Origin of the sequence: Azospirillum baldaniorum (assembly GCF_003119195.2) — a bacterium.
Classification (GTDB): Bacteria; Pseudomonadota; Alphaproteobacteria; order Azospirillales; family Azospirillaceae; genus Azospirillum; species Azospirillum baldaniorum.
The window spans coordinates 700204-712820 of the sequence record NZ_CP022254.1 but is presented as its reverse complement, the minus strand read 5'-3'; the positions used below and the strand labels follow the sequence as shown (position 1 = coordinate 712820).

Genomic DNA, 12617 nt, shown 5'->3' with positions numbered 1-12617 from the left:
ACAATTCCGTTCCAGGATGCGGTCCACGATTCCGTTTACACGCGCCCGGGGGGGCCGTATTAAACGGCAACCACCTCTGGAGTCTGGAGCACCATGCAGAGTTTGCGAGCCGTCCGGTCTGCCTTCGCCGTGGCGACCGCCTGCGCCCTTCTTGCCGCCGGCGCGCCCGCCGCGGCCCAGACGCGGGCTCCCAACGCTCCAAACAGCCCTGCTGCGGGAACGCAAGGCCCCGCGGAACGCATCGCCGCCGTCGTCAACGACGAGGTCATCTCGCTGTCCGACGTGCACGCGCGCATCCGCCTCGCCCTGCTGAACGCCGGTGCCCAGGACAGCGCGGAGACGCGCCAGCGCCTGACCCCGCAGGTGCTCCGCCAGCTGATCGACGAGCGGCTCCAGCTCCAGGAGGCCAAGCGTCTCGGCGTCTCGGTCCCGTCCAAGGAGATCGACGAGGCCATCGGGCGCATTGCCGAACAGAACCGCATGGGCCGCCCGCAGCTCGAAGCCATGCTGAAGGCGCAGAACGTCCCGGTCTCCACCCTGCGCGAGCAGGTGCGGGCGCTGCTGTCCTGGCAGCGGGTGATGCAGCGCCGCATCCGGCAGGAGGTGGTGATCGGCGACGAGGAGATCGACGCCGTGATGCAGCGCATCAAGGCCAACATCGGCAAGCCGGAGTATCTGGTGGCCGAGATCTTCCTGGCCGTCGACAGCCCCGACCAGGACGAGGAGGTGCGGCGCAACGCCGAACGGCTGGTCGAGGAGGTCCGCCGCGGCGGCAACTTCGCCGCCCTGGCCCGCCAGTTCTCGCAGTCCGCCGGCGCCGCCTCGGGCGGCGACATGGGCTGGGTCCGCACGGGTGAGCTGAACGCGGAGCTGGACAAGACCCTGTCCACCATGCGCGCCGGCCAGCTCTCCTCGCCGGTCCGCACGGCGACCGGCTACCACGTCCTGCTGGTGCGCGACCAGCGGCCCTTCGGCAGCACCGCCTCCACCGCCCCGCCGCCGGCCCCGCCGCCGCGCCCGCGCGCCCAGCCGAAGCCCGATCTGGCCAAGGCCAAGGTCAACATGAAGCAGATCGTCATCCCGGCCCCCTCGAAGGAGGAGCTGAAGGCGGTCCAGGCCCAGGCGGAGAAGCTGCGCAAGTCGATCAAGAGCTGCACCGACTTCGACGAGAAGGCCCGCGCCATGGGCATTCCGGAGTCGGGCGACATGGGCACGCTGCGGGTCAAGGACTTGGCGCCGGGGCTCCAGCAGCTCGCCGTCGGCATCCCGCTTGGCCAGCCCAGCCCGGTGCTGATGAGCCCGGGCGGCGCCGTCATCCTGATCGTCTGCAAGCGCGACGTGCCGATGATCGAGCCGCCGCCGGAAGCCGAGCCGCAGCCGGTGGCCGCGCCGGCCCCGCCGCCGATCGACCCGAAGGACATCAAGATGCCGCCGCGCGAGGAGATCGAGCGCGACCTGATCAACGAGCGCGCCGACCTGCTGGCCCGCCGCTACCTGCGCGACCTGCGCCGCACCGCCTTCGTGGAGATCCGCAACTGATGACCGAATCCGGCGTCCGGCCGCCGCTCGCCCTGACCATGGGCGAGCCGGCGGGGATCGGCGGGGAGATCGCTCTTAAGGCTTGGTCGATAGCCAGGGGGGCGGCCCGCGCGGACGGCGCGGTGCCGCCCTTCGTCCTTCTGGACGATCCCGCCCGCCTGGAGGCGCTCGCCGCCCGGCTCGGCCTGCCGGTCCCGGTCAGGGCGGTGGGCAGCATGGCCGAGGGTGCTGCGCTGTTCGGTGCGGCGCTGCCGGTGCTGCCCCAGCCGCTGGCGGCGCCGGTCACGCCGGGCCGGCCCGACCCGGCCAACGGAGCGGCGGTAATCGCCAGCATCGATCGTGCGGTCGAACTGGTCCGCCGTGGCGAGGCGTCGGCGGTCGTCACCAACCCGATCCAGAAGTCGGCGCTCTACGCCGCCGGCTTCCGTCATCCCGGGCACACGGAGTATCTGGCCCATCTGGCCGGGCTCACCGATGAGCCGGTGATGATGCTGGCCGCGCAGGATCTGCGCGTCGTGCCGGTGACCATCCATGTCTCTGTCCGCGACGCCGTGCCGCTGGTGACGCGGGAGGCGATCCTGCACGCCGGGCGGGTGACCGCGGCGGCGCTGGCCCGCGACTTCGGCATCGCCCGGCCCCGGCTGGCCGTCGCTGCCCTGAACCCCCACGCGGGGGAGGGCGGCGCCATGGGGCGGGAGGAGATCGACGTCATCGCCCCGGCGGTCGCCGACCTGCGGGCGGAGGGCATCGACGCGGTGGGGCCGAAGCCCGCCGACACGCTGTTCCACGCGGCGGCGCGGCGCGGCTACGACGCGGCGCTGTGCATGTACCACGATCAGGCGCTGATCCCGCTGAAGACCATCGACTTCGACACGGGGGTCAACATCACGCTGGGGCTGCCCTTCGTCCGCACCTCGCCGGACCATGGGACGGCGCTGGACATCGCCGGCACGGGCAAGGCCGGCGCGTCGAGCCTGATCGCCGCCCTGACGACGGCGGAGGCCATGGCGGCCCGCCGCCGCGCCTGACCTTCGCCGCGGGTAAGCGTCAGAGGCGGACCGAGCTGCTGGAGAAGCGGCTGGCCGAGCTGTGGTCGATGGCGGTCAGCGCGACCGACGCGCCGACGGCGATGACGATGGCGGCGGCGAAGCCGAGCAGCATGGCTTTCATGGGGGACGCTCCTGGAACCTGATTTTGGTCGTGGTTTCGGCGCAAACGCGCCTTTTTCCAAGACCATAAGCGGGGCGGAGCGCGCTTTCAACCACACTTGGGACTCGGCCGGGAGCGGCAATGCCTAGGCCGCGGAGGTCAGCGCGTTGCGCAGCACCTCGGGCGCCACCGGCTTGTGGAGGAGGCGGTGGCCGCTCTGCTGGACCTCGGCGATGCGGGCGGGGTCGGTGTCGCCGGTCAGCACCAGCGCGGGCACCCGCACCCCGCAGACGCCGTAGATGTCGCGGATGGCCTGAAGCCCGGTCCGCCCTTCACGCAGGCGGTAGTCGGCGACGATCATGTCGGGGCGCTGGCCGAGGCTGGTCAGCGTGCCCACCGCCTCGTCGGCGGAGACGGCGGCGACCACCTCATAGCCCCATTCCTCCAGCATGGTCCGCATGGAGAGCAGGATGATGGCGTCGTCCTCGACGACCACGACCAGCCCCTTTCCACCGTTCGCGGGCGGCTGGGCGGCGGACTGGGCGGCCGGGCGGCAGGTCTTCATCACCTGGCGCGGCGCGACCGAGGGCACGGTCAGGCCGAAGGCGCTGCCCCGTCCCGGCCGGGAGCGCAGGGTCACCTCATGGCCGAGCAGCCCGGCCAGACGCCGCACGATGGCCAGCCCCAGCCCCAGCCCCTTGCGCCGGTCGCGCTCGGGGTTGGCGAGCTGGGCGAATTCGACGAACACCTCGTCGCGCTTGTCCTCGGGGATGCCGATGCCGGTGTCGAGCACCTCGATCCGCAGGCTGTTGCCGGTGCGGCGGCAGCCGATCAGGATCCGCCCGCTCTCCGTGTAGCGGATGGCGTTCTCCACGAGATTGCGCAGGATGCGCTCGACCAGCGCCGGGTCGCTGCGCGTCCAGCCGTCGGTGGGGACGTGGCGCAAGGCGATCCCCACCTCCGCCGCGCGGCCCCGGTATTCGTCGGCCAGACGCTGCAGCAGGGGACCCAGCGCGAACTCCGTCACCGCGGGGGTGACCACCCCGGCATCGAGCCGCGACACGTCCAGCAGGCTGTCCAGCAGCGTGCGCAGGCCGTTCAGCGACTCGCTCATGCTCGCCAGCAGGGGCGAGGCGGGATGGCCGTCGAGCCGGTCGGACAGGGCATGGGCGAAGAAGAACAGCGACTGCACGGGCTGGCGCAAATCGTGGCTGGCCGCGGCGAGGAACTTGGTCTTGGCCATGTCCGCCCGTTCGGCTTTGTCGCGGGCGGCCAGCGCCTCCTCGCGGGCGCGCTCCGCTTCCGCCTTGGCGCGGTGCAGCGCGTCCTCCGCCGCCTTGCGGGCGGTGATGTCGCGCATGATGCCGGTGAACAGGCGCTGCCGCCCGTCGTGCCATTCGGCCACCGACAGCTCCAGCGGGAAGAGGGAGCCGTCCTTGCGCCGGCCCTCGACCTCGCGCCCGATGCCGATGATCCGCCGTTCGCCGGTTTCGCGGAAATGCGCCATGTAGCCGTCATGGGCGGAGTGGTGCGGCTCCGCCATCAGGATGCGGACGTTCGCGCCGACGGCCTCTTCCGTGCCGTAGCCGAAGGTCGTCTCGGCCGCCCGGTTGAAGGACTGGATGGTGCCGGTCTCGTCGATCACCACGATGGGGTCCACGGCGGAGTCGACGACGGCGCGGTAGCGCGCCTCCTGCCCCGCCGCGCGCTCCGCCGAGCGGCGCCGGTCGATCAGGACGGAGAGCAGCCCCAGCGAGAGGATCAGCAGCGTTCCCACCCCGGTCCCCACCGCCAGCGACGGGGTCGACAGCACGAAACCGAGGTCGTCCCCGGTCGGGACGGCGCCCGTATTGGCGGCATGCCCAATGGCGGTTACGTCCGCGTTGGCGGCGGCCATGCCGATGTAATGCATGCTGACCACCGCAGCGCCGAGCACCAGCGCGCCGGACAGGCGCTGCAGGGGGCTGGCCGTGCGGAAGGCGAGCCAGAGCGCGGCGGTGGAGGCGGCCACGGCGATGACCACCGACGCGACGACCAGAAGCGTGTCGTAGATCAGCGGCACCGGCAGCCGCATGCCGGCCATGCCGACGTAGTGCATGGAGACGATCCCGAAACCGGTCAGCAGACCCGCCGCCGCCAGGGTCGCCCGGCCGCCCCCGCCGTGCGCCACCGCGAAGAGGCCGGTTCCCGACACCCCGACCGCCAGGAGAAAGGATAACGCGGTCAGCAGGATGTCGTAGGACACCGGCACGGGCATGCGCATCGCCATCATGCCGATGAAGTGCATCGACCAGATCCCCGCCCCGAGCGCGAGCGCCGCGGCGCCCAGCCAGCCGTTCCGTCCCCGCCCGGCATCCCGCGCGTGGGAGGCGAGGTCCAGAGCCACATAGCCGCCGAATGAGGCCACGACAATGGACAGCGCAACGAGGTAAGGATCGTAATGGCCGAGCACGATGGGGCGCACCGAGAGTGGACGAGGGGACGGACGCGCAATGGCAGAAACGTTAGATAGTGGAAATCCGCGGCGAACCCAAGCCGGCGAAACGCCCCTGTACGCCTGACGAAAGACCTAATGGCTACCTCGAACGGAAATTCCTCCTCTCGGATTTTGGGGCGGAGGCTGGCGGGGCTGCTGCGCCGCTTCGTCCTGCGCCCTCTGCTGACCGTCGCGGCGCTGGTCTATTTCCTGATCGACGCGGTGGCGCTGGAGGCGTTGCGCCCGCTGGCCGCCTGGATCGGACGGCAGCGCTTCGCCGAACGGCTGGCCGCGCGCATCCGCCGGCTCGGCCCCTATCCGACGCTGGCGCTGTTCGTGATTCCGCTGGTGATTCTGGAGCCGCTGAAGCCGGTCGGCCTGTATCTGATGGGAACCGGGCACGCGGTCCAGGGCGCGCTGCTGCTGGGGGCCGTGGAACTGGTCAAGGTCACGTTGGTCGAGCGGCTGTTCCACATCGGCAAGGACAAGCTGCTGACCATCCCGGCCTTCGCCTGGTGCTACGTCCGGGTGATGCGCTGGCTGGCCTGGCTGACCGCCCTGCCGCCCTGGCAGGCCGCCAAGCGGGTGGTGGGGCGGGTGCGCGAGGCGATTCGCCCGGCGCTGACGGTGGTCCGCGGCTGGGCGCGGTCGCTGCGCGATCGCCTGCGCGCTGTGTCGAAAAGAGGGTAACCCTGCCCTGCGCTTGCCGTGTCCTGCGGGGAGCCTCATATCAATGCGGTTTTGCAGACCGTTCCAAGGCCAACCCGTGCGTTTCCTCCCCCTGACCTTCGCCCTTTTCGTCGCCTTGGCGGCCCCCGCCGCCCTCGCCGCGGGCAAGTCCGGCTCCGTCTCCTCGCGCGAGTCGCGCATGGCCGACTGCGAGGCGGCGGAGAAGGGCGATCCGGAGGCCTCCTACCGCATGGCGCGGCGCTTCCTGTTCGGCGTCGGGGTGAAGCGCGACCAGCGGGTCGGCACGGCGTGGCTGCGCGCCGCGGCGTCGCGCGGCCACAAGGAGGCGCGGCGGCTGGTCGCCTATGTGCCGGGGCGCATGGGCCATGTCCGCCCCTGGTGCCGCCCCGGCGCCGCCCCCCTGCGCGAGGCGCTGCCCCCGCCGCCGGAAATCATCGCGCTGGTCCACAAGACCGCGCCGCAATACGGGCTGGACCCGGCGCTGGTCATGGCGGTGATCCGGGTGGAGAGCGCCTTCCGCTCCGACGCGGTGTCGCCCAAGGAGGCGGCCGGGCTGATGCAGCTCATTCCCGACACGGCGGAGCGGTTCGGGGTGTCCGACGTCTTCGACCCCGCCCAGAACATCCGCGGCGGGGTGCGCTACCTGCGCTGGCTCTTGGCCTATTTCCAGGGGGACGTTACGCTGGCCCTTGCCGGCTACAACGCGGGGGAGCGGGCCGTGGACCGCTACCGGGGCGTTCCGCCCTACGAGGAGACGCGGAACTACGTGCGCGCCATCCGCCGCTTGTACGACGCGCCGCGGCATCCCTTCGACGCCGCGGCGGCGGACCCGTCGCCCATGGTCGTCCGGCAGGCGGCGGAGCTGGCGAAGCCCGGCAAGGGCTGAGGACGAACCAACAGGGGAGGGGCCACCCGTGCCGATGTCCGAACGCAGCTTTCTCGGCCTCAGCGCGGCGGGGTTCCACCGCGTCGCCTACACCCAGTGGGGGCGCGAGGACGCGGCCCGCACCGCCGTTTGCGTGCATGGCCTGACCCGCAACGGCCGCGATTTCGACGCGCTGGCGCTCGATCTGGCCGACCGCTACCGCGTCGCCTGCCCGGATGTGGTGGGGCGCGGCAGGAGCGGCCGGCTGGCCAACCCGACGCTCTACGGTTACCCGCAATACTGCGCCGACATGGCGGCGCTGATCGCCCGGCTGGGGGTGGAGTCGGTCGATTGGGTCGGCACCTCCATGGGCGGGCTGATCGGCATGCTGCTGGCCGCCCAGCCCGACAGCCCGATCCGCCGTCTGGTGATCAACGACATCGGCCCCTTCATCCCGAAGGCGGGCTTGCAGCGCATCGCCGATTACGTCGGCAAGGACCCGGTGTTCGAGGATCTGGCGGCGGTGGAATCCTACCTGCGCTTCGTCCTGATGGGCTTCGGGCGGCTTTCCGACGAGGCGTGGCGCCACATGGCCGAGCACAGCGCCCGTCTGCGTCCGGACGGCTGCTACGGCCTCGCCTACGACCCGGCCATCGCCGAGGCCTTCAAGGCGCAGCCGATGGAGGACGTGGACCTGTGGGCCGTCTGGGACCGCATCCGCTGCCCGGTTCTGGTGCTGCGCGGTGCCACCTCGGATATCCTTCCGGCGGAGACGGCGGAGGAGATGACCCGCCGCGGCCCCAAGGCCCGTCTGGTGGAGTTCGCCCACACCGGCCACGCCCCGGCGTTGATGACCGGGGACCAGATCGCCGCGGTGCGCGACTTCCTGCTGGAGGACTGACGGGAGTACCGCGGCTTGGGCGCGGCATGCGGCCCGGAATCCGGCTGGCGATGGCTGTGCTCCTGGCTTAGCATCGCTGCCACGGTTGCGCCGCAACGATGGTCCGGAGGCCCGACGCCATGAGGGGTTTCGCCGCGCTTGTCCTGTTGCCGTCCTTGATGTTTCCGCCCTTCGCCTCCGGTCCGGCCCAGGCCCGCGACGCGCTGGACTGGCTGGCGCGGGAACCGGTGACGCTGCTCGACTGGGGCATGACCCGGCTGCGCGGCGATCTGCACGACACGGTGGACGGGCTGTCCCACGATCTACGGACGGAGGTGTCGCGCAGCGGCGTCTTCTACCGCTTCCAGGACCGGCGGATCGTCGCCTACGCCAACTTCGTCGACCTGCCGCGCAACCGCACCGAGGAGGTGTGCAAGGACGTCTACACCCGACTGGCCGGCGCGCTGGTCCGCGGCGGGCCGCAGGGGGCGGGCGGGGCGGCCTGGTATCTGGAGAGCGTGTTCAGCCATGATTCCCAGGGCGGCGACCGGCCCCAGGATCTCGGCGACCAGCTGGCCGACAGGGTGGTGTTGCAGGTGACCATCGGGCCGAAGCCGTCCCAGGCCTTCGACGACGGGCGCCGCATCACCTGTACGGGCCGTCTCGACGCCACGCCGGAGAACATCGCGCTCAAAAGCGAAGGGTGACGGTGACGCGCGGCAGATGACGGCGGGCCTGCGCCGTCCTATAAGTGCGGCCATGACCGACGCCACGCCCGACTCCGCCCCCATGCACACCGCTTTCGACCCGCAGGCCCTGCCGCCGCTGCGCGAGGTGATCGCCCGTTTCGGGCTGGACGCCCGCAAGGCGCTGGGGCAGAACTTCCTGCTCGACCTCAACCTGACGGGGCGCATCGCGCGCTCGGCGGGCGACATGACCGGCGTGACGGTCGTGGAGATCGGTCCCGGTCCGGGCGGGCTGACCCGCGCCCTTCTGGCGACCAAAGCGAAGCAGGTCATCGCCATCGAGCGCGACCATCGTTTCATCGAGGCGTTGCAGGACGTGATCCAGGCGGCGGACGGGCGGCTGTCCATCGTCGAGGGCGACGCGCTGGAGGTCGATCCCATCCAGATCGCCCCGGCCCCGCGGGTCATCGTGGCGAACCTGCCCTACAACGTGGCGACGCCGTTGCTGATCGGCTGGCTGGGGCGGATCGAGGAGTTCGTCAGCCTGACGCTGATGTTCCAGAAGGAGGTCGCGGACCGTCTGGTCGCCAAGCCGGGCAGCAAGGCCTATGGCCGCCTGTCGGTGATCACGCAGTGGCGGTCGGACGCGCGGGTGCTGTTCAACCTGCCGGCCAAGGCCTTCACGCCGCCGCCCAAGGTGGAGTCCACCATCGTCCACCTGACCCCGCGCGCGAACCCGGAGCCGGCGGAGTGGAAGGCGCTGGAGCAGGTGACCGCCGCCGCCTTCGGCCAGCGCCGCAAGATGCTGCGCCAGAGCCTGAAGAGCCTGGGGAACGCGGAAGCGCTGCTGGCCGCCGCCGGCATCGAGCCGACCGCGCGGGCGGAGGAGGTGGATGTGGCGGGGTTCGCGGCGCTGGCGCGGGCGTTCAAGGCGCGATAGGTCCTTGCCCCCTCCCTAACCCTCCCCGCTTCGCAGGGGAGGGGGCAAATCTCCCTCCCCTGCGAAGCGGGGGAGGGAAGGGGCCCACGCGGAGCGTGGGAAGGGTGGGGGCAGTACGCCGCCTTACAGCGCCGCCTGCACGCTCTCCACAAAGGCCGGCATCCCGACCTGCCGCGTCCGGCGCAGCCGCTCGGCGCGCAGGATGGCCTGAACCGCCTGCACGCTCTCGTCCACGTCGTTGTTGACGATCACGTAATCGTATTCGCCCCAGTGGCTGATCTCGTCCGACGCCTTGGCCATGCGCTGGGCGATCACCTCCGCCGAGTCCTGGCCGCGGGAGTGCAGGCGGCGCTCCAGCTCGGTGCCCGAAGGCGGCAGGACGAAGACGCTGACCAGATCGGCGCGGGCGTTGGCCGCCAGCTGCTGCATGCCCTGCCAGTCGATGTCGAACAGCACGTCGCGCCCGGCGCTCAGCGCGGTCTCCACGGCGTGGCGCGGCGTGCCGTAGCAGTTGCCGAACACGCGGGCGTGCTCCAGAAGCTCGCCCTGTCCGGCCATGCGGTCGAACTCCGGCATGTCGACGAAGTAGTAATGGACGCCTGGCTGCTCGCCGGGGCGCATCGGCCGGGTGGTGACGGACACCGACAGGGTGATGCCGGGGTCGCGGTCCAGAAGGCGACGCGAAATGGTGGTCTTGCCCGCCCCGGAGGGGGAGGACAGCACGAGCATCAGGCCGCGCCGGGCGATCTTCGTGTTCATGGTCTCGGGCATGGGTCGGGCGTCACTCGATGTTCTGGACCTGCTCGCGAAGCTGCTCGATGGAGGCTTTCAGCGACAGGCCGATGCGGGTCAGCTCCACGTCGGCGGACTTGGAGCACAGGGTGTTGGCTTCGCGGTTGAATTCCTGGCACAGGAAATCGAAGCGGCGGCCGATGGCGCCCCCCTCCGCCAGCATGTCGCGGGCGGCCTGGATGTGGGCGCGCAGGCGGTCCATCTCCTCGCGCACGTCGGCCTTGGCGATCAGGATGGCGGCCTCCTGGGCGAGCCGCTCCTCCGGCAGGGCCGGGGCGGCGTCGAGCAGGGCGGCGACCTGGCTGCGCAGCCGTTCGCGCAAAGCCTCGGGCTGGGTGCTGGCGCAGGCGGCGGCGGCGGTGATCAGCCGCTCGATCTCGTCGAGATGGCCGTTCAGGACGGTGACCAGACGCGCCCCTTCCGACAGGCGGGCGGTGACCAGTTCGCCGATCAGCCGGCCGAGGTCGGCCTTCAGCGCGGCCTCCACCCGCTCCCGCGCGTCGCCCTCGTCCTCCTCCACCGGCTCGATGATGCCGCGGACGGCGAGCAGCGAATCGAGCCGCGGCGCGGCGGCCCCGGCGCCCTCGATCTCGCGCGCCAGCTCCAGCACTTGAGCCAGAAGCTCGCGGTTGATGCGGAGCTGCGACACCGACTGGCTGCGGTTGACGGTCAGGTTCAGGTTGACGCTGCCGCGGGCCAGCCGCTTGGGAATCTCGGCGCGGGCGGCGGCCTCCAGCGTGTCGAAGCCGGCGGGCTGGCGGCAGCGGATGTCGAGGTTGCGCCCGTTGACGCTCTTCACCTCGAAGGTCCAACTGTAGCCGTCGGCATGCCCGTCCACGCGTGCGAAACCGGTCATGCTGGATACGGCGGAGCGTTGGGCGGGCAAAGCGGCCTCGACGAGTATTTGTGGGATCGGGAGGCTCACGTTATAGCGTCGGGCGGCCAAGGCAACAAGCGTCAGGGACAAGGGGGAAAGGGGCATGCGCGATCCGCGCTCGATCGTCATCACCGGGGCGTCCAGCGGCATCGGGGAGGAGCTGGCCCGTGCCTACGCCGCCCCCGGAGTCGCGCTGGCCCTGAGCGGGCGCGACTCCGCAAGGCTGGAGGCGGTGGCGGAGCGCTGCCGCGCCGCCGGGGCGGCGGTGGAAACGGCGCTGGTCGACGCGGCGGACCGCGCGGCGATGGCGGCGTGGCTGAGCGCGCTGGACGCCCGCGCGCCAGTCGATCTGGTCATCGCCAACGCCGGAATCTCCGCCGGGACCGGGGGCGGCGTGGAAAGCGCCGAGCAGGCGCGGCGCATCTTCCAGGTGAATGTGGACGGCGTGCTGAACAGCGTCCACCCGCTCTTGCCCGGCATGCAGGCGCGGCGGCGCGGGCAGATCGCCCTGATGGCCTCGCTGGCCGGCTTCCGCGGCATGCCCGGCGCGCCCGCCTATTGCGCCAGCAAGGCGGCGGTGCGGGTCTACGGCGAGTCGCTGCGCGGCGATCTGGCGGGGCAGGGGATCGGCGTGACGGTGATCTGTCCGGGTTTCGTGAAAAGCCGGATGACCGCGGTGAACCGCTTCCCCATGCCCTTCCTGATGGAGACGGACCGCGCCGCCCAGGTCATCAAGAGCGGGCTGGCCCGCAACAAGGCGCGCATCGCCTTCCCCTGGCCGATGGCCGCCACCGTGTGGCTGCTGGCGGCTCTGCCGGTGGGCTTGACGGATGTCCTGCTGCGGCAGGCGCCGCGCAAGGAGTGATCGGGGGGATTAAAGCGGATTTCAATCCGCTTTGGATCGCGACTGCGGTCCCGGCCGCACATGCGGCCGAAGCCCGCCGGCGAATGAGGCGATGTGAATCTAAAGCGAACGGAAGTTCGCTTTAGGGCTTGGCTTTCCAATAGCCCCAGACGGAGGCCGGCGGGACGTTCAGCGGGGTGAAACCCAGCCGCTTGCCCTTGACGCCCAGCGCACGCTGGTTCAGCGGCGACACGAGGCCGTAGGTGTAGAGAACGAAGCGCCCGCCTTCGGGCAGGATGCGGAAGCAGGCCTCCACGACCTCCTTCTGGGCGCGCATCGGCAGGTTCAGCATGGGGATGCCGATCACCACCGTGCCGACCTTGCCGACCAGTTCCGGGCCGAGGATGTCGGCGGCCTTGCGGCAGTCGTCATGGACGACGTTGACGTCCGGGTAATGGCCGCGCAGGAAGCGCGACAGATGGTCGTCGATCTCGAAGGTGAAGATGCGGTTGCCCGGAATGCCGCGCTGGAGCAGGGCCTTGGTGATCGCGCCGGTGCCGCCGCCGAACTCCACGACGACCTGATCCGGCCCGCACAGCACCTGCTCCCCGATCAGCCGGCAGAGCGCGCCCGAGGATGGTGTAACGGAACCCATGGAAAGGGGATTTGCCAACCAACGCTGGAAGAAAAGCCACGCGGCCGGCGGCGTCTTGCCGCTTTTCTGCTTCTCCGCGACGGTGATTTCCGTTGGTGTCATGATCGGCCTTTCGCCGTTGGCTGTTGAGCGTTTTACCCCGGGGCTAAACAAGCTGGAGCCTCAGGGGGTCCCGAACCTAACAATCCCAGAGCGCACTTATGTCGCATCCCGGGTTCCCCCGC

General features: G+C 70.9%; 13 protein-coding genes. 8 read left to right on the top strand and 5 right to left on the bottom strand.

Going from position 1 to position 12617, the window contains the following annotated elements; genetic code table 11:
• Positions 1–93: 93 nt before the first annotated feature.
• On the top strand, positions 94–1539 hold the full coding sequence (locus Sp245p_RS17670; protein WP_014197488.1) for a peptidylprolyl isomerase: 1446 nt from the start codon (positions 94–96) through the stop codon (positions 1537–1539).
• Positions 1539–2567 carry a 4-hydroxythreonine-4-phosphate dehydrogenase PdxA gene (gene pdxA, locus Sp245p_RS17665; protein ID WP_014197487.1) on the top strand — a complete coding sequence of 343 codons (1029 nt, stop codon included), beginning with the start codon at positions 1539–1541 and terminating at the stop codon, positions 2565–2567. The genes Sp245p_RS17670 and pdxA overlap by 1 nt, the downstream gene beginning before the upstream one ends.
• Positions 2568–2586: 19 nt before the next feature.
• On the opposite strand, the gene Sp245p_RS36285 is transcribed toward pdxA, so the two are convergent.
• Both Sp245p_RS36285 and Sp245p_RS17660 read right to left on the bottom strand, forming a co-directional pair.
• On the bottom strand, positions 2587–2709 hold the full coding sequence (locus Sp245p_RS36285; RefSeq protein WP_275042734.1) for a hypothetical protein: 123 nt from the start codon (positions 2707–2709) through the stop codon (positions 2587–2589).
• 124 nt (positions 2710–2833) lie between these two features.
• Positions 2834–5140, bottom strand: a complete 2307-nt coding sequence (locus Sp245p_RS17660; protein WP_109138868.1) for a hybrid sensor histidine kinase/response regulator — start codon at positions 5138–5140, stop codon at positions 2834–2836.
• A gap of 120 nt (positions 5141–5260) precedes the next feature.
• Between Sp245p_RS17660 and Sp245p_RS17655 the strand changes: the two genes are divergently transcribed.
• From Sp245p_RS17655 to rsmA, 5 genes are all read left to right on the top strand, one after another.
• The gene (locus Sp245p_RS17655; RefSeq protein WP_129557190.1) at positions 5261–5854 is read left to right on the top strand and encodes a hypothetical protein; all 594 of its coding nucleotides are present in this window, start codon (positions 5261–5263) and stop codon (positions 5852–5854) included.
• A 76-nt stretch (positions 5855–5930) separates the two neighbouring features.
• The gene (locus Sp245p_RS17650) at positions 5931–6740 is read left to right on the top strand and encodes a lytic transglycosylase domain-containing protein (protein ID WP_014197484.1); all 810 of its coding nucleotides are present in this window, start codon (positions 5931–5933) and stop codon (positions 6738–6740) included.
• A gap of 28 nt (positions 6741–6768) precedes the next feature.
• The gene (locus tag Sp245p_RS17645; protein WP_014197483.1) at positions 6769–7620 is read left to right on the top strand and encodes an alpha/beta fold hydrolase; all 852 of its coding nucleotides are present in this window, start codon (positions 6769–6771) and stop codon (positions 7618–7620) included.
• A gap of 119 nt (positions 7621–7739) precedes the next feature.
• Positions 7740–8306, top strand: coding sequence for a hypothetical protein (locus tag Sp245p_RS17640; protein WP_014197482.1), 567 nt, complete (start codon positions 7740–7742; stop codon positions 8304–8306).
• A 52-nt stretch (positions 8307–8358) separates the two neighbouring features.
• Complete coding sequence (gene rsmA / locus Sp245p_RS17635; protein WP_014197481.1) at positions 8359–9225, top strand: 16S rRNA (adenine(1518)-N(6)/adenine(1519)-N(6))-dimethyltransferase RsmA; 867 nt, start codon at positions 8359–8361, stop codon at positions 9223–9225.
• 123 nt (positions 9226–9348) lie between these two features.
• Here rsmA and gmk read toward each other — a convergent pair whose 3' ends face one another.
• Both gmk and Sp245p_RS17625 read right to left on the bottom strand, forming a co-directional pair.
• Positions 9349–9996, bottom strand: coding sequence for a guanylate kinase (gmk, locus tag Sp245p_RS17630; protein ID WP_014197480.1), 648 nt, complete (start codon positions 9994–9996; stop codon positions 9349–9351).
• Between the two features lie 10 nt (positions 9997–10006).
• A complete protein-coding gene (locus Sp245p_RS17625) occupies positions 10007–10873 on the bottom strand; it encodes a YicC/YloC family endoribonuclease (RefSeq protein WP_014197479.1) in 867 nt (288 codons plus the stop codon).
• 124 nt (positions 10874–10997) lie between these two features.
• Between Sp245p_RS17625 and Sp245p_RS17620 the strand changes: the two genes are divergently transcribed.
• Positions 10998–11759: an SDR family NAD(P)-dependent oxidoreductase gene (locus Sp245p_RS17620; protein WP_014197478.1), complete on the top strand. Its 762-nt coding sequence runs from the start codon at positions 10998–11000 to the stop codon at positions 11757–11759.
• A 121-nt stretch (positions 11760–11880) separates the two neighbouring features.
• Here Sp245p_RS17620 and Sp245p_RS17615 read toward each other — a convergent pair whose 3' ends face one another.
• Complete coding sequence (locus Sp245p_RS17615) at positions 11881–12393, bottom strand: class I SAM-dependent methyltransferase (protein WP_236778273.1); 513 nt, start codon at positions 12391–12393, stop codon at positions 11881–11883.
• Positions 12394–12617: the final 224 nt, after the last annotated feature.